Source organism: Parageobacillus galactosidasius, assembly GCF_002217735.1.
Lineage (GTDB): Bacteria > Bacillota > Bacilli > Bacillales > Anoxybacillaceae > Parageobacillus_B > Parageobacillus_B toebii.
In genome coordinates this window covers 305,996-323,600 of the sequence record NZ_NDYL01000002.1, presented here as the reverse complement: position 1 = coordinate 323,600, position 17,605 = coordinate 305,996, and the positions used below count along the sequence as shown (strand labels likewise).

Here is a 17,605-nt window from a genome sequence, read left to right as displayed (position 1 = left end):
CATGTACACGGTTTTACTGGTTGACGATGAAAAACGAATGTTAGATTTACTTGATCTTTATCTTTCGCCTAAAGGATATCATTGCATAAAGTGTGAGTCCAGTTTAACAGCGATACAGTACTTAGAAAATAACAAAGTGGATTTAGTCTTGCTCGATATTATGATGCCAGAGATGGATGGTTGGGAAACTTGCAAACGAATTAGAGAATTTTCCGATGTCCCGATTATCATGGTCACCGCAAGAGATCAGACGTTAGATATCGTCAAAGGTCTCAATATTGGGGCGGATGATTACATCGCAAAACCGTTTGACGAAGCTGAGCTCCTTGCCCGCATCGAGGCGGTGCTGCGCCGCTCCGTAGGAAAACGCTCGAAAATAGAATTTCAAGGATTAGTGTGGGATGAAGACGAACATAAAGTCCACTATCAAAACGAACCGATTTTTCTAACGCCGAAAGAGTTTGCCATATTAGGGCTGTTTTTGAAGCATCCAAACAGAGTGTTCAGCAGAGAACAAATCATCGTGTCATTATGGGGCTATAACGCAAATACAGAAGAGCGTACCATAGACTCTCATGTCAAAAATATTAGAGAAAAGCTTAGACAAGCCGGTTTTCCGATCGATCAATTTCTGCAAACCGTTTGGGGGGTAGGATATAAATGGGAGGCATAAGGCAAGAAGAGGATGAAAGAACAAATCATTACACTGCTTAACACCTATGAAAATGCTGCTTATCTTATCAGCATTGTGATAAATATTATAATTAGTATTTTAGGACTTGTACCAAGCGTTTTTCTCACGGCCGCCAATTTGGCCGTGTTCGGGTTTTGGAAAGGCACCTTTTTATCTTTTGCAGGGGAAGCAATCGGAGCCATTATCTCCTTTCTTTTATATCGTAAAGGATTCAAAAAGTTTTCTGAATCCAAGTTATTTTCCCGCCCAAAAGTCAGACGTTTGCTTGAAGCAAAAGGTTTAGAAGCCTTTTTTCTTGTTCTGTCTTTGCGGCTTCTTCCTTTTGTTCCGTCAGGAGTAGTGACTTTTGTTGCGGCGGTAGGAAAAACCTCCTTACTGATCTTTGTCATTGCCAGCTCGCTTGGCAAGATACCAGCATTATTATTAGAAGCTTATTCCGTTTACCAATTGATGAATTGGACATGGCAAGGGAAAGTGATATCGACATTTTTGTCTATTTTTTTACTCCTATTTACTTGGAAAAAAATCAATCGAAAAAAGGCTCGAGCTAACAAAATTGAAAGGGATTTATGAAGAGTGACAAAGAAGTTGTTAATATCATATCCAGAGAGAAACAAACTCCATAAATTCTGCAAACTTTTCTGCTATAAAATATACTATGTCTACTTAATACACGAAAAGGAGTATCAGCAATGAAAAAAATGACGAAAGCGATAATGATTACATCGGCTATTCTTCTTCTAAGCGCTTGTTCATCATCCAATGAAAAAAAACAGGCCTTTATTACGAGCAAAGAACAAGCAAAATCCAACATATCTGTTACAAATAATCCTTTCTTTAAAGAAAAGAAAGAAGGAAAGTTCGAACATTTACATGGAATCGGTTATGCAGGCAACCAAAATGCGATTTACTTTGCTACACATGAAGGTTTACTTGTTTACCAAAATAATAAGTGGTATGAAACGACTTCGTATAAACATGATTATATGGGCTTTTCTGCCACAGACGATGGATTTTATTCATCGGGGCATCCAGAAGAAGGTTCATCTTTAGGAAATCCTCTTGGTCTTGTAAAAAGTTTGGATAATGGACAAACGTTGATGAATCTAGGATTTTATAAAGAATCTGATTTTCATTATATGGCAGTTGGCTATAAAAGCCATACGATTTATGTCGTGAACCAAGAAGCAAATAAAACGCTTGGACAAGGGTTATTCTACAGTAAAGACGATGGCAAAACGTGGTTACAAAGTCAATTAAACGGCCTGCCGCAAACTGCTGCAGGAACGATTGCTGCCCACCCAACGGACGAAAATATGGTCGGAATTAGTACGCCTGAAGGAATTTTCGTTTCAAAAGATAATGGAAATACGTTTGAACGCTTTACTCGAAAGATCAATACGACGACTTTCGTCTTCCAAGAAAAATCCATTTTATTTGCTGCTGTAGAGAATAATAAGCCTATACTTATAAAACAATCGTTAGATTCAAAACAGGAGGAAGTTCTTTCTGTTCCTAAACTCGATGAAAAAGACCATATCATGTATATGGCCTCTAATCCGACAAATGAGAAGGAAATTGTGATCGCCACCATGAACGGGGATATTTTCATGACAAAAAATAACGGTGAAAGCTGGACAAGACTAGCATCGAAAGGGAAAATTTTTTAATAAAAGACATGCGAGGGCATGTCTTTTTGCTTACTTAAAAATATACCACTCCATAAATTCTGCAAAATTCATTGCTACAATATAGACATCAGATAGAGAAGAAGGTGAGAAGAAGGGTGTATTCGTTCTTGAGCCAAATAAGCAACCTTCTAAGCCAACCGTTTCTCAATATTGCAAATAGCACGACAGCTATTCCCATTTTGTCAGCTTTTGTTCTTGGCATTGTAGGAGCGATGGCTCCATGTCAACTCACTGGCAACTTGGGAGCGATCACGTTGTACAGTAATCAGTCCTTGCAAAAAGGGATTGCGTGGAAAGAGTTGCTCCTATTTATTTTGGGTAAAATCATTGCTTTTTCCGGTTTAGGTTTCATCGTTTGGCTGATGGGGAAAGAGATTCAAAGTACACTGACATTATATTTTCCGTGGTTGAGAAAGCTGATCGGTCCCATTCTCATTCTTGTAGGTTTATACTTGTTAGGGCTTTTTAAAATGTATTGGAACGTAACCTTGTTCAAAATCCCTGAGAGATTTTTAAAGAAAGGAAAAATAGGCTCCTTTTTAATGGGTTTCGGCTTTTCATTAGCTTTTTGTCCAACCATGTTTGTGCTATTTTTTGTTACTCTAATGCCTCTGGTATACTCAACGTCTTATGGAGTGTTATTACCGAGTATCTTTGCCATCGGAACCTCTGTACCTGTTATTTTATTCATCCTCATCCTTTGGTACTTAGGATTTAGCGGCACTCTAATGAAAAAAGGAAAGCAAGCAGGAAGGTTCGTTCAGAAAGCAGCTGGAATCGTGATGATCTTACTTGGCATATTAGACACCATCACTTATTGGTTTTAAAATTAGGAAAAGGAGGAAAGTGAACGGTGATGTTTGGAGATTTGGCCATGATGATTGGGATGATGTTATTCTGGGTTGTATTAATCGCCATTGGTTTTTATCTCTTACATCGTTTTATCAATGACCGCAAAGAAGAGTTATCTCCGATGGAAATATTAAAAGTGCGATTAGCCAAAGGAGAGATCACTTTAGACGAATTTGAACAACTATCCAAAAAGCTATAGTAAAATCTAGCCTCTTTTATTGTATCAAGCATCAGAAATGTGATTTACAATTGTCTCCCCCTATTTCAATTTTATATAGATGAAGGAAGTTGTTGATAAGAGTATTGTCAACAACTTCTTTTGTTTTTTTAGCTTTTCTGAACATAATAATCTCTTATATTTCATGTCTCCTTCGTTAGTTTTTTCTCCTGTTATAAACACTTCTGTAAAAGCGATATTGAACGAACTATGGAGACAAAAGAAGGTTATCTCCTAAATAAATTTTTTCATGGGTCATCATTTTTAAAAATCTTAGTTCTTTATTCTATTTACTAGATTTCATTCATAGATATTAATAATAGAATTTAGAAGGGAGAGTAAGAATGAGAAGACAGTCTTCGCCGAAAAATACAACTGCATTCTTTTACAGTTTTCTAATTACGTTAATAGTCAGTGTGTTTATTTTAAATATGATTATTGCTATTTTTTAAGAAGTTTTTAGTTTCTGAGTATTTAAGGGACCTTTCATGGAAAGTGGAGTCCGTCTCATTTATGTACATATTGGAGATGGAAAATCATTATTTTAATCAGGGAATCAAAGGTGACATAAAAAAGCCTAATTTTTCAAAACTGCTGTTTGAAAATACCATTAATTTAAGCTTGAGTGATCCTCGCTCATTTTTTAGGAATGTCTTACCGGGGTTTTCAAGTTTCGATTCGAAAATAATTGTGGCAGGAGAAGGAACAGACTATACAAATTTACCAATCGAATCATCACCTCCGATTGAGGTTTTATTAAAAGAGAGAGAAATTAGTGAACAAAATCTGAAGAAATTAGAAGAAGAAATAAATCAAACAGAAAATATGGTAAAACCACCACCATTGAAAAATGACACTGGAAACCGGAATGTAATGTTTATTTATCATTCACATAGCCGTGAATCTTTTTTGCCCTATCTAAAGGGTACGGGTAACGAAAAAACATACCATCACTCAAAAATTAATATCACAATGGTAGGTAAACGATTAGGAGAAGCTCTTAGAAATAGGGGGATAGGTGGTATTATGTCAAGAAAATAGACACGTAAAATCGAGAAAAATTTTAAAACCCTACTACCGCACTTCGTTTAGTGGCCTCTTGAGAAGGAGAACGGTTTGGTAAACCCTTCCCCTTCTCAAGAGGAAAGATATGCCCCTTATATCGTGACTTGTGGAGAGAAGCGTTGCTGCTTTTTGCCTTGCTGATGCATCTTCTCATACTCCATCGGGGACATGTACTCATTAGCGGAATGAATTCGCTCGGCATTATAAAAACACTCCATGTATTCAAAAATCCGTTGTTTCGCTTCTTCCCTTGTCGTAAAGGTTTCGTGGAAAATGAGTTCCTTTTTAAGGATGCTGTGAAACGATTCGGCACATGCGTTGTCATAACAGTTTCCCTTTCGACTCATGCTCGTCTGGATTCCGTATTGCCTCAACATGGCTTGGTATTCATTCGATGCATACTGGCTCCCTTGGTCCGAATGGTGAATCAGACCAGGTTGAGGATTTCGCTGATGGATGGCCCGGTTGAATGCTTTGATCACTAACTCCTTTGTCATACGCTCGGAAAGATACCAACCTACAATTTTACGAGAAAACAAATCCATGATGGATGCTAAATACAACCAGCCTTCTTTCGTCCAAATATAAGTGATATCCGCCACCCATACTTGATTCGGCTCATCTGCTTCAAACTGCTGATTCAATAAGTTGGGATACACAGGCAAATGATGCTTTGAGTTCGTGGTTGCCTTATATTTTTTCTTTGTTTTTGAACGAATGTCCCCATCTTTCATGATTCTGGCGACCGTTTTTTGAGATACCTCAACCCCTTGCTTCTGAAGGATTTTTGTGATTTTTGGACTGCCATACGTTTCTCTTGACTCGATATGAATCTTTTTGATTTGCTTTTTCAACGCTTCTTGTCTTTTCTTTTGTTGGCTTTCCGGCCGTTTGGTCCATGCATAGTATCCACTTCTTGAAACACCTAGGACTTCGCACATCTTCGCCACACGAAACTCCTTTCTATGCGTATGAATGAATTCATAGATTACTTCTGGTTTTTGGCGAAGATGCTCATGGCCTTTTTTAAGATCGCGTTTTCCTCTTCAAGGTCACGGATGCGTTTTTGTAGTTCGCGCTTTTCTTGATCTTCTGGTTTAAGGTTTCCGCTTCCGACAAAACTATGTTCGGCATCTTTTTTATAATCTGCGACCCATTTATGAAGAGTTTTTGGCGAAATATCGAGTTGTCTTGCGGTTTGAGCGACCGCCTTTCCTTGCTCGACCACTAATTTTACTGCATGTATTTTGAATTCTTTATCAAAACGTCTAGCCATTATAGACACTCCCTATGATTGATAGATTTACTATACATTTCTCTATTCGTTGTGTCTATAATCTAGACTAACATCAAGGAGTAGAAGTAGATACAACGGACATTGTAGCCATGTTAAAGAAAAGAAATTTAGATTATTCTAACTCTTACGAAATCTCTAGAGAAATTGTTGCGTCTGCGAAAAGATCTAATAGGGATCTTAGCTACTTTTTAGATATCCATCGTGATTCACAGCCAAGAAAAATAACAACAGTAACTATAAACGGAAAAACGTACGCCAGATTATTTTTTATTGTAGGTAAGGAAAATAAAAATTATGAGGAAAATTTAGCTTTTGCACAAAAGATTAACACCGAAATAGAAAAATCTTATCCGGGACTGTCAAGAGGGATTATTGAAAAGGATAGCCATTCAGGAAATGGAGTTTATAACCAAGATTTATCTCCTAATTCTGTAATTATTGAAATAGGGGGCATTGAAAATACGATGGATGAGTTATATAGAACGGCAGATGCATTGGGAGAAGTTTTAAGTCAATATTATTGGGATGCTACGGAGGTATCGAATACTCCTAAATCCTAAATAATATAAAAAATAAAGTGTCGAGGATTCGACACTTTCACTTTGATGACAAAGTTGACAAGCTTCAGTCTTTAGAACAACTAGCTAAGAAATTTTAATATGTTTCTCCATAATAAATTCATATTTTTTATTTATAATAAATAAATCACATGAAATTGGGGAGGGATGCGTATTGCAAATTGGTAGTATTATAGTTCAAGGTGAAAATCTTTTACTAATAAGCGGCTTATTAATTAGCTATGTGATGTTTTATTATGGTATTAGGATATTAAAAATAGAACGAAACATCATGGATTTAATTTTTAATAGTTTTATTAATGGAGTACTAATTTGGAAATTTAGCTATGTCGTTTTACACCCTAATTCAGTTTTACAAAATCCTATGACTATACTTTATTTTAATGGGGGATATGTTGGAATTGGTATAGGGATTATTTTCATCACGATCTATACTTGGTTATCTATCAAAAAACAGAATATTTCTTTGGTTTCTTACACACGAGCGGCCGTTCCTGCGTATTTGGGGTATTTTAGTACGTTTGTATGGATCCGCGTAATGGAAGATCCTCAGAATTATCTCATCATTTTGCAAGCAATAGTAGCTATTTGTTTTTTTATAGCAGCCTCACGAATCAACACCCAAAAAACTTTGTTACAACTTCTCATATGGTTTCATTTAATTCAATTTGAAATAGCCCTATATAAAAACAATTTTGTATATGCTGAGATAATATCAAAAGAAGTATTGTTATATGTCTCTTTAATTATTATCTTTTTATGTATTTTATACTGGTCAGAGAGGCAAGGAAGAGAAGAGGCCACTAAGGACGAGGAAAAGGGATGGAGAAATACAACAAATAATATAATTTTAGGCGGTATATTTTTAAGTCTTGCCATAACCCCTATGCTTACCAATCAACATGAAACAGGGAGAATAGAATCCCCTAAAACACTTATGTCTACCTCATTAGATTCTGGCAAAATCGGGACTAATAAAGGACAATTTGCTCCAGATTTTGAATTACTTTCAATTACAGGAAATAAAGTGAAGTTGTCTGATTTGCGTGGAAAGACGGTTATATTGAATTTTTGGGCTACTTGGTGTCCTCCTTGTAGAGCTGAAATTCCCGAAATGCAAAAGTTCTATGAAAACAATAAAAATAACAATGTAGAGATTTTGGCAGTCAATTTAACGAATAGCGAAAGCAGTCCTGATACAGTGAAGGATTTTGTGAGGGATAAAGGCATGACGTTTAACATTCTGCTTGATAAGCAAGGAAAGATTGGAAATCTATACGGTATAATAACAATTCCCACTTCGTATATCATTGATAAAAATGGAATTATCAGAGAGAAACATGTAGGTCCTATGTCTTATGAAACTATGGACAACTTCATCTCTAGTATTAAATAAAAACTAAAAATCTTTTTCTACACCTGATTATATCAGGTTAATGATATTGTCCCTTCTGAGTATACAGTAAAAGGAATATTCCTTACTGTTAACTCAGGAGGGGTGTTTTTGTTATGGGAAAAATTAATAGAAGTAAGAAAAGTGAGGGCAGTCCAGCCGGATTTAGATGTGCAATGGAGCTTTAAAACTATTATAAAAGAGTTTGAATTTTTTCATAAAAAAATCCCCCTAACAGTCGGCTAATCTAAGTAATAAATGAGGAAATCATACTTTCGAGTATCCAAGTTTACTTAGGGAATAAAAGGAGCTATTATCTGTAGTTGTTGTTCTGTGTTTCTAATAAATTATTTTTGTATCAGAACTGTAATAATTGGGTATTCCTATTTTCGGATGATAAACGCCTAAAAACCTGTGAATCCACCAAACAAACCTGTAAAAAAGGTAACGATTTTTGTCATCAAATCAAAAAACAGCAGAATCCCCGTGACAATCATAAGAAATCCTCCGACTTTTACGATGACAGAATTATACCTTTTTATCCAATTTAGCTTGCCGATAAAAAATGACATAATGAAAAAAGGAACGGCAAAACCTAATACATAGGCGAACATGTATAAAATTGCTGCACTTGGTTTGGTAGCTGCCAACGCTATAACTGATACAAGAATTGGGCCGGTACAAGGAGTCCAGCCTGCGGCAAATCCTATTCCAATTAAAATAGAACCAAAATAACCGGAGGGCTTGTTGCGAAAGAAGAACCGCTTATCCTTCATCATAAAGGAAGGTGAAAATACACCTAAAATTACTAGACCGAAAAAGATAATGAAAGTTCATGGTGTGGCAGAAGCATCGTTCTTTCCCTCCATTTCTCCTTCGTCCTGCCTTCATAATAAAACAGCTTGTCGACTTTGTTGACAAGATGAGCCGACTTAATAAACTGACGTTTTTTGTTATATCTAATTGTACTTTAATTATTTTCTCGTACAACGCTGCTTGTACGTATTCAACTAGTTCATATATTGATATACACTGAACGTTTTCTTGACACTTGAGGTAAACCGATTAAGTAAAATGAGTCATTTTTATTATTTTGTTACTTCTTCTACATAACTTCTGCAAATTTATTTATTAAAATACATTCATCGAATTATTAAGAACTATTGATTCAGGAGGATTGTATGAAAACTGTAAGAGTCAAAAGTCTAACAGAAGAAGTACAGGAATTAAATCAATCATTTAGCCGCTAAACTCAATATATTAGTAAATAACTTTGTCAATGGGGTTAGAATAGAATGAACAAGGAAAAGCAAGTTTTTCAAATCGTAAATCGTCTTAGAGCGAGAGGCATACCAGCAGAAATTACGAAATCAAGATTAGCTATATTAGCTTATATGTTAGAAAATTCAGAGAAAAAGAATGGAAAGGAGACTTTAGTAAGTAAATGGAAACCATTAAACCTCTAAATCCAATTGCACTGGAATTAGGTCCTTTAAGTATTCATTGGTACGGAATTATTATTGGTACAGGGCTCTTGTTAGGATTGTATATTGCTACTAATGAAGCAGTAAAAAGGGGATTACAAAAAGAGGTATTTACCGACCTTGTATTATGGGCTGTCCCTATAGCTTTGATATGTGCCAGAATTTATTATGTCATCTTTAATTGGTCGTATTATTCGCAACACCCCAATGAGATTATAGCTATATGGAAAGGCGGAATCGCCATTCACGGGGCTTTAATAGGTGCTATTGTCACAACTGTCGTTTTTGCAAAGAAAAAGAATTTGAGTTTTTGGAAATTGGCAGATATCGCAGCACCAAGCATTATACTGGGGCAAGCAATTGGACGTTGGGGAAACTTTATGAATCAGGAAGCACATGGAGGACCCGTTTCAAGAGAGTTTTTAGAAAGCCTTCACCTACCCGATTTTATCATTAATCAAATGTACATTGAAGGAAGTTATTATCATCCAACATTTTTGTATGAGTCTCTATGGGACTTGATAGGGTTTCTGATTTTATTGATATTACAACGTTTAAACTTAAAACGTGGAGAAGTATTCTTGACTTATGTTATATGGTATTCGATTGGTAGATTCTTTATTGAAGGGATGAGAACAGATAGTTTAATGCTAACAGACAATTTAAAAATGGCTCAAGTTTTATCTGTTGTTTTAGTGATTACAAGCACAGTTCTTATATTATACAGACGAACTAGAAAAGGTTTGACAGCTAGGTATAAAGATTAGATTAAACTGTTTTTTAGGCTATCGAAAAAAGATCGATAGCCTCTTTTTAATCCTGTGTATCTAATTAATAAAAAACTTGTAGCCAAAAATCCTGTCTGTGATAAGCTAAACAAATACTTGCTCTTGCCGCTAACACACTATGTTTTAATTTATAATTTTAGATTGATGGGTTTAGTGGCGGAGTATAACGAAATAGTGCCGAATAAGGTATCAAAACTTTTATGTTTATGAATTTTTTCGAACCCTGCCCCTTTCATATATCTTTCAATTTGCCCTTGTATATTTCCATTTGTACTCTCAAAGCCATCTAACAATTGAATTGGCAGAAAGGCTGCTCTCATAAAAAGGTTAGAGGGTGGCCCATAATCTGCTATATGAACTTCTCCACCGGGTTTTAAAACCCGAAATATCTCATGGAATGTAGCTTCCTTCTCTGTTGAATCAAGATGGTGGAAGAAAAGAGTTGAAAGTATGCGATCGAATGTATCGGAATCGAAGGGAAGAGCTGTAGAGAAACCTTGAATAAAGGTTATATTGTTTGTACTATCGTTTTTTTGTCTGGCTATTTCTATAATTGAAGGATCTGCATCAAGCCCGTAAAGAGTTGTTTGAGGATATAACTTGCTAATTTGCAAAAGAAGAGTTCCAGTTCCGCAGCCAATATCAAGAATCTCATGGTTAGGTCGAAGCAAAGCCTGCTCAATAAGAGCAGTTTTAAATGTGTTTTCTCTCGTAGTCCATTTTATGATGAAATCATAAAAGGAAGTCAGCCATTCAAAACGCAAAGCTCGTTTAAAAGATTTATCGTTATTCATTAAATTTCACCTCACTTATTTAAATAGATAAACGATAAGCACAATGATACTGATTACTCCAAAACAAGATATTATACGGAACAGAAACGTGATTTTCTTTTTCGTTCTTTCACAATCGGTTGTTTCATCATTCACCTAGATAACTAGATAAAATATGAACAATTGTTATTATAAGAACAAATTATGAAGAAATTATGGAAAATAAAAACAATTCAAGAGAAAGTAATGTTAATCAGTAGTGTGATATCAGTATCTTAATGTATCACAAAGGGAAAGAGAAAATTTAATTGGAATCCAAACAAAGTAAAAGGATAAACGTGGATTTATCTTTCCTTTTTAGGGTAGTACCAACAAAAAACATACGCTAAAGACATATATTGAAAACGAAAAGTCGTTTTTTCTACGCTAAGCAAGAAAGAATCAGCTTTTCAAGAAGGAATTTCAGTTGATTATTTCTGAAATAAACATCTTGGCGATTTAACAATATATCGAATGTCTTTTCACACATAGTTGGACAATCTTGGAGAGTTTTATGTGTGCTTGGCGACATCATCATTGTGAATCCATTATCATCTCTCCTCTAAATATCCTACGCTGATAAAGTATTCATTGTGCGAATATCCTGTCACCAAGGCATTAACCTAAAAATCAAGCATAAAAATACCAGTTCACGAAAGGTTGGTATTAAATAAATTTATTGTTTTATACAGAGAAAGCTGTCAAAATTCTTTTTTGGTCCAATACATTAGATCCAGCCCGTTCAAGATGATCAATCAATTCTTTCTAAGTAAAATTCTCTGGTGGATGGTCAAGTTTGAAATATATCTTAAAAAATAAGGGGCGTCCTTATCTAAATCCTCCACCATATATCACCTGATTTTAAAACGCGGTGAATTTCTGAGTGGTGATTTTTATGCAAAGGTAAATTACTTGCTATTGGGGCTGGTCAAGCTAATTGCTGATTTATGTGGTCATAGATTGTAGAGTTTATTTGCGTACATATATTCAAAGGATATTCATTAAAGCGACATCAAATATTAATAAAATCTAAATCCTTGAAATACAACTGTAGAGCGCTAATAGCCATGAAAATGTTTAGCTGCATCAAATTTGACTTTTTTCATTTTTACACCACAATATGTAGTGAACACCATATGTGTGGTTAATGCGTAGAAAGGATGAGAAACAATGGAAAATCAATGAAGAGGGGATTGAATCGTTTCTTTGGAGCTTAAAGCAAAAATAATGAATTATATCTGGGCATCAGGGGAAAGTTACCATTAGGGAAGTCCCACAGCATATCAACAATGAAAAACCAATTTCTTTTAATGCTGTTATGACTGTGTTGATAAAGGATATTTACATAAAGAAACGAGAAGAGGAATTGCTTACTTTAAATACGTTCAAACCAAAGAGCATTTTTATCTGAGCAAACAAAATCCGTAGCTTATGGATTTTTTGAGGAGTTTGGAGGATTAGCTGTGGTTCAAATGGTTGATGCTATTCAGGATGTGGATCTATACTTGCTTAAACAGCGAAAAGAAAAATTAAGTGCAGTGAAAAGAAGGAATGAACATGACTTCAAGGATGAAATCTGATGTGTCCATTTTTGCAATATGTTTAGAAAGTCAAATCTTGTTTCACAAATTCTTAATCTAGAAAGGGTGAAGTATCAATATGAAAAAAATAATGCTAATAGCTCTGATCTCCGCTTTATTGATTGCAAGTGGATGCGGCAAATCCGACAATACAAATGAAAATCAACATATGAATCACAAAAATATGCAACAAGGTGAAAATCACGAAGGAATGAATAACGAAACGAACCAGTCCCCAGATGTCACTACACAGGTTGTTTGGAAGTTTTCAAAAGAAACTCCAAAAAGCAATGAAACGGTTGATTTAACAATTCAAATTAATGATAAAGAAGGGAAACCTATTGAAAAATTTGATATTCAGCACGAAAAGCTAATGCATCTAATTGTAGTAAGTAAAGATTTATCTTATTTTGATCATTTACACCCTGAATACAAAGGTGACGGACTGTTCACGACTGCCTTAAACTTTCCTGCTGGAGGAGAATATAAATTATATGCCGATTATGTTCCAAAAGGGGCATCAAAAGTTGTAAAAAATCACACTGTTACGGTTATGGGAGAAAAAGCACAAACAACTCCACTCAAACCAGATGAAAATTTAACTAAAGTTGTCGATGGCAAGGAAATTACATTATCTTTTGACGAACTCAAAGCCGGAAAAGATGTTACATTGAATTTTAACATTAAAGACCACAAGACAGGTCGACCGATTACTAATTTACAACCATACTTAGGTGCTATTGGACACGTTGTCATCATCAGTGAGGACACAGAGGAATACTTACACGTACATCCAATGGACGAAAAGACAAAAGGACCAGACGCTAAATTTATGACCAAGTTCCCTAAGAGTGGAATCTATAAAATTTGGGGTCAGTTCCAACACGAAGGTAAGGTTATTACCGTTCCTTTCGTAGTCAAAGTTTCATAAAAACAAAAAATCCTCCCACGGCGGAGGATTTTTTGTTTTGTTAAGGCATGTTTTATTGGTTTGTATATAAAGTAAAGACAACTTAGTACAAGGGGGACGATGGATGAACTCAATTGTCTCAATCAGCCGTTTCTCATCAGCTTAGTATGTTACGAAATATGAGACTGGTTAAGTATCGCCGTGAAGGAAAAACACTGTTTTACTCCTGCGATGACGAACACGTTATTCATTATTAAAACAAGCCATTGACCATGCTGAACATCATTAAGGAGGCGTTTTATCATGCATCATCATCACCACCATCATTCTCACGACCACCATGGTCACCACCATCACCACGGACACCATCACGATCACGGAAGAGAAAGTAATAAAAAAGGGCTTACGATTGCACTTCTCATTACCGCTGGAATTATGTTATTAGAGTTTTTCGGAGGTTTAATCACAAACAGCCTAGCCCTTCTTTCTGACTCTGGTCATATGCTTAGTGATGCCAGTTCACTTGTTCTTAGCTTAGTTATTATTTGGTTTGCCGCCAAACCAGCTTCGCCCAATAAAACGTATGGCTTTTATCGTTTTGAAATCTTAGCCGCTTTGTTTAATGGAGTTACCTTGTTTGTTATCGCTGGGTTTATCGTATGGGAAGCTATTCAGCGTTTTTACAACCCACCAACCGTAGCTAGCGGCTCTATGATGCTGATTGCTTCCATTGGTCTGTTTGCCAATCTTTTAAGTGCCTGGGCGTTAATGAAAAAAGGGGATGTGAAAAATAATGTCAATCTTCGTAGCGCCTATCTTCATGTGATCGGTGACGCTTTGGGTTCCGTAGGCGCTATCGTCGCTGGGCTTGTCATGTGGATCTTTGGTTGGTATGTAGCTGACCCCATTATTTCCGTTTTGGTTGCTTTATTAATTTTGAAAGGTGCCTGGGGAGTGATTAAACATACGGTTCACATTTTGATGGAAGGAACGCCAATTACCATTGACCAAAATGAAGTGAAAAAAGCCTTAGAAAGTATTGAAGGAGTGATTGACGTTCACGACCTCCATATTTGGACGATTACATCAGGGTTGGATTCATTAAGTTGCCATATTTTGATTGAAGATCATCAAGACAGCCAAAAGGTTTTACAAGATGCCATTCACATGATTGAGGAAAAATTTAAGATTCTGCATACAACCATTCAAATTGAAACCTCTCAAATTCATCACGGGGACATGAAAGTCTAACGAAAAATATGACCAATATAGAGCAAGGTCAGTACCTTGTTTAATATTTTAGCGAACTTAAACTAACAAACGATAAAAGTTTCCATTGACTAAAAAAGTTTCTGATGTACAATTTATTTAGGCAACATTTTCTTTGCTCTTACATATATCTAATTCTAAGTGTAGGAGCAATTTTTTACCCAAAAAGTTTCCTTAATGCAAAATATTTAGTGAAAACCAATCATGAGGTGATCATCATGGGTGAAAATATAAAAAAAATGCCGTTAACAGTGGAAGAAGGTTGGAGAAATAAACGGACGCAACCAACGTTACCCGAAGTATATAGAAGTTTATGTATACCAAAGACGGGTTCTTGGATGAAAAAGTTTCTAGCGTTTGCTGGACCAGGATACTTAGTTGCCGTGGGGTATATGGACCCGGGAAACTGGGCGACTGATATCGCGGGAGGTTCCCAGTTCGGATACACGTTACTTTCCGTTATTTTGCTTTCCAATTTAATGGCAATATTGCTTCAAGCATTGGCTGGCAAGTTGGGAATTGTAACGGGAAGGGATTTAGCACAAGCTTGTCGTGACCATTACAGCAAGCCTGTAGCAATGATCTTATGGGTTTTATGCGAGTTGGCAATCGCAGCTTGTGATCTGGCGGAAGTGATCGGTTCGGCAATTGCGTTGAATTTATTATTTGGCATTCCGTTAATATACGGCGTTATTATAACAGCTCTGGATGTACTGGTCGTATTACTCTTACAGAATAAAGGTTTTCGTTATATTGAAACGTTGGTGATTGTTTTAATTCTAACCATTGGTGCTTGCTTTGCGACTGAAATCTTTCTTTCTAAACCAGATGTAGGTGGCATATTGAAGGGATTTGTTCCAAGCAAAGAGATTATTAACAATCCATCCATGCTCTATATTGCAATCGGGATTTTAGGTGCAACCGTAATGCCTCATAATCTTTATCTGCATTCTTCCATTGTGCAGACACGTCAATACGAACAAACCAGCTCGGGTAAACGACAAGCGATCAAATATGCTACTTGGGATTCAACGATTGCCCTATTCTTCGCTTTATTTATTAATGCAGCGATCCTTATTGTTTCTTCTGCTACGTTCCATAAAGCAGGAATGAAAGATGTTGCGGAGATTGAAGATGCTTATCACTTGCTCTCTCCACTGCTTGGAACAACACTTGGAAGTATTTTATTTGGAGTTGCTTTGTTGGCTTCTGGTCAAAACTCCACATTAACGGGAACCTTAGCTGGTCAAATTGTGATGGAAGGTTTTCTAAATATTCGCCTTCCTGCTTGGTTAAGAAGACTGATAACTCGATTGATTGCCATTGTCCCAGCCGTTGTTGTAACTGCTCTTTATGGCGAAAGCGGAACGGCTCAATTACTTATTTTGAGCCAAGTTATTCTTTCTTTACAGCTCTCTTTCGCGGTAGTGCCTCTCGTTCAATTCACTAGCGATAAAAAGAAAATGGGCGAGTTCGCAAATCCATTATGGTTGAAAGTTCTTGCTTGGATGGTAGCGATGGTGATTATCAGCTTAAACGCAATATTTATTGTTCCAAACATTCTTTGGTTAAGAAATAGTAAACCTCATTATCTTTTTGCGGATAATGAGGTTTATTGTTTTTAGCTAATAGAATTTTTTGATGTAGCTAATTAAATGAATCGCACGGTAAATATTGGGTTGATTTTTTTAAATTCCATTCTTTTTTTGTTTTTCATTCAAATAAATACTTGAATAATAAAAGAAATGGGGTATAATATATTCAAACGGAAATTTGAATATGAAAGAGGGATAATGAATGAGTAAGAAAGATATGGGGTATAATATATTCGAACGGAAATTTGAATATGAAAGGGGGATAATGAATGAGTAAGAAAGAGACATGTGAAATTTATTGTTATGACGAAGAAAAAGTCAATCGAATACAAGGGGAATTGCAAAAAGAAGATATATCCAGTGTTGTCCTGTTGTTTAAAGCACTGGCAGATGAAAATAGGGCAAAAATTGCCTATTCACTTTGCCAAGATGAAGAGTTATGTGTATGTGATATTGCCAATATCATCGGGGCTTCTGTTGCAACCACTTCCCATCATTTACGGACCCTTTATAAACAAGGGATTGTAAAGTATCGAAAAGAAGGAAAGCTAGCATTTTATTCGCTGGATGATGACCATATTAAGCAGTTAATCATGATTGCGTTAGCACATGAGAAAGAGGTGAAAGTCCATGTCTGAACAACAAGCAAAATTATCTAAATCAGAAGTGAAAACCTACCGTGTTCAAGGATTTACTTGTGCAAACTGTGCAGCAAAGTTTGAAAATAACGTAAAAGCATTGCCAGGTGTTCAAGATGCTAAAGTAAACTTTGGAGCATCTAAAATTACCGTTTGGGGTACAACAACCATCGAAGAATTAGAAAAAGCAGGGGCTTTTGAAAACTTAAAGATTCGGGAAGATAAAGAAAAAGCAGTCAAGCGTGAACCTTTTTGGAAGCAAAAAGAGAATATTAAAGTGTACATTTCCGCCGTTTTGCTTGTGATCAGTTGGTTTCTAGGGATGCAATACGGAGAAGAGCATATCTTTGCGACAATTGGATATGCTGCATCGATTTTAATCGGTGGATATTCGCTATTTATGAAAGGTTTCAAGAACCTGGTTCGATTACAGTTTGATATGAATACGCTGATGACAGTGGCGATTTTAGGAGCTGCAGCAATTGGTGAATGGGGAGAAGGTGCAACGGTTGTCATCCTTTTTGCTATTAGTGAAGCCTTAGAGCGTTATTCCATGGATAAAGCTCGTCAATCCATTGAATCGTTGATGGATATTGCTCCAAAAGAAGCATTAATTCGTCGAGGAAATGAAGAAATGATGGTCCCTGTTGACGATATTCTCGTTTGTAATTTGTAATCCTTTTTTCCTCATTCTTCTTCCGCTCCTTTGATTTACTCATTTAGGAGCAGTATAGACAAGGAT

General features: G+C 36.0%; 15 protein-coding genes and 5 pseudogenes. 17 read left to right on the top strand and 3 right to left on the bottom strand.

The features are described from left to right. Window position 1: 1 nt before the first annotated feature. From B9L23_RS10900 to B9L23_RS10875, 6 genes are all read left to right on the top strand, one after another. Complete coding sequence (locus B9L23_RS10900; protein ID WP_089097644.1) at window positions 2–673, top strand: response regulator transcription factor; 672 nt, start codon at window positions 2–4, stop codon at window positions 671–673. A 12-nt stretch (window positions 674–685) separates the two neighbouring features. Next, window positions 686–1,267, top strand: coding sequence for a TVP38/TMEM64 family protein (locus tag B9L23_RS10895; protein WP_089097643.1), 582 nt, complete (start codon window positions 686–688; stop codon window positions 1,265–1,267). A 119-nt stretch (window positions 1,268–1,386) separates the two neighbouring features. Further along, complete coding sequence (locus B9L23_RS10890) at window positions 1,387–2,364, top strand: F510_1955 family glycosylhydrolase (RefSeq protein ID WP_089097642.1); 978 nt, start codon at window positions 1,387–1,389, stop codon at window positions 2,362–2,364. A 116-nt stretch (window positions 2,365–2,480) separates the two neighbouring features. Beyond that, entirely contained in the window at window positions 2,481–3,212 is a 732-nt protein-coding gene (locus B9L23_RS10885; RefSeq protein WP_042411700.1) for an urease accessory protein UreH domain-containing protein, read from the top strand. A 29-nt stretch (window positions 3,213–3,241) separates the two neighbouring features. Further along, the gene (locus B9L23_RS10880; RefSeq protein WP_141103885.1) at window positions 3,242–3,436 is read left to right on the top strand and encodes an SHOCT domain-containing protein; all 195 of its coding nucleotides are present in this window, start codon (window positions 3,242–3,244) and stop codon (window positions 3,434–3,436) included. A 531-nt stretch (window positions 3,437–3,967) separates the two neighbouring features. Then, the gene (locus B9L23_RS10875; RefSeq protein WP_089097641.1) at window positions 3,968–4,495 is read left to right on the top strand and encodes a stage II sporulation protein P; all 528 of its coding nucleotides are present in this window, start codon (window positions 3,968–3,970) and stop codon (window positions 4,493–4,495) included. Window positions 4,496–4,611: 116 nt separating this feature from the next. Here B9L23_RS10875 and B9L23_RS10870 read toward each other — a convergent pair. After that, window positions 4,612–5,795 (bottom strand): IS3 family transposase gene (locus tag B9L23_RS10870; protein WP_211278811.1). Its coding sequence is split into 2 segments (ribosomal slippage): window positions 4,612–5,540 and window positions 5,540–5,795, totalling 1,185 coding nucleotides; the frame shifts between segments, so codons are not numbered across the junction. Window positions 5,796–5,884: 89 nt separating this feature from the next. Here B9L23_RS10870 and spoIIP point away from each other — a divergent pair. The 3 genes and pseudogenes from spoIIP to B9L23_RS21380 all read left to right on the top strand — a co-directional run. Beyond that, window positions 5,885–6,376: pseudogene (gene spoIIP / locus B9L23_RS10865) on the top strand (stage II sporulation protein P); the annotation flags it as partial. Between the two features lie 172 nt (window positions 6,377–6,548). Next, window positions 6,549–7,790 carry a peroxiredoxin family protein gene (locus B9L23_RS10860; protein WP_245842397.1) on the top strand — a complete coding sequence of 414 codons (1,242 nt, stop codon included), beginning with the start codon at window positions 6,549–6,551 and terminating at the stop codon, window positions 7,788–7,790. Between the two features lie 108 nt (window positions 7,791–7,898). After that, complete coding sequence (locus tag B9L23_RS21380) at window positions 7,899–8,033, top strand: hypothetical protein (protein ID WP_255212297.1); 135 nt, start codon at window positions 7,899–7,901, stop codon at window positions 8,031–8,033. A 158-nt stretch (window positions 8,034–8,191) separates the two neighbouring features. Here B9L23_RS21380 and B9L23_RS10855 read toward each other — a convergent pair. Further along, a pseudogene (locus B9L23_RS10855) lies at window positions 8,192–8,617 on the bottom strand (urease accessory protein UreH domain-containing protein); the annotation flags it as partial. Between the two features lie 465 nt (window positions 8,618–9,082). Here B9L23_RS10855 and B9L23_RS21730 point away from each other — a divergent pair. Next, window positions 9,083–9,253, top strand: coding sequence for an Lmo0850 family protein (locus B9L23_RS21730; RefSeq protein ID WP_369492354.1), 171 nt, complete (start codon window positions 9,083–9,085; stop codon window positions 9,251–9,253). Beyond that, on the top strand, window positions 9,232–10,038 hold the full coding sequence (gene lgt, locus B9L23_RS10850; protein ID WP_042411707.1) for a prolipoprotein diacylglyceryl transferase: 807 nt from the start codon (window positions 9,232–9,234) through the stop codon (window positions 10,036–10,038). The genes B9L23_RS21730 and lgt overlap by 22 nt, the downstream gene beginning before the upstream one ends. 149 nt (window positions 10,039–10,187) lie before the next feature. Here the strand turns inward: lgt and B9L23_RS10845 are convergent, their stop codons facing one another. Further along, window positions 10,188–10,853, bottom strand: a complete 666-nt coding sequence (locus B9L23_RS10845) for a class I SAM-dependent methyltransferase (protein ID WP_089097638.1) — start codon at window positions 10,851–10,853, stop codon at window positions 10,188–10,190. Window positions 10,854–12,530: 1,677 nt separating this feature from the next. Here B9L23_RS10845 and B9L23_RS10835 point away from each other — a divergent pair. The 6 genes and pseudogenes from B9L23_RS10835 to B9L23_RS10810 form a co-directional block, all read left to right on the top strand. Further along, complete coding sequence (locus tag B9L23_RS10835; RefSeq protein WP_089097637.1) at window positions 12,531–13,382, top strand: hypothetical protein; 852 nt, start codon at window positions 12,531–12,533, stop codon at window positions 13,380–13,382. Window positions 13,383–13,495: 113 nt separating this feature from the next. Continuing rightward, a pseudogene (locus B9L23_RS10830) lies at window positions 13,496–13,650 on the top strand (ArsR/SmtB family transcription factor); the annotation flags it as partial. A gap of 14 nt (window positions 13,651–13,664) precedes the next feature. Beyond that, window positions 13,665–14,612 carry a cation diffusion facilitator family transporter gene (locus B9L23_RS10825; RefSeq protein ID WP_089097636.1) on the top strand — a complete coding sequence of 316 codons (948 nt, stop codon included), beginning with the start codon at window positions 13,665–13,667 and terminating at the stop codon, window positions 14,610–14,612. A gap of 236 nt (window positions 14,613–14,848) precedes the next feature. Further along, window positions 14,849–16,202 (top strand): annotated as a pseudogene (locus B9L23_RS10820) (Nramp family divalent metal transporter). A 292-nt stretch (window positions 16,203–16,494) separates the two neighbouring features. Continuing rightward, complete coding sequence (locus B9L23_RS10815; protein ID WP_089097635.1) at window positions 16,495–16,863, top strand: ArsR/SmtB family transcription factor; 369 nt, start codon at window positions 16,495–16,497, stop codon at window positions 16,861–16,863. Continuing rightward, window positions 16,856–17,527: pseudogene (locus B9L23_RS10810) on the top strand (cation transporter); the annotation flags it as partial. The gene B9L23_RS10815 and the pseudogene B9L23_RS10810, both read left to right, overlap by 8 nt. Window positions 17,528–17,605 lie beyond the last annotated feature (78 nt).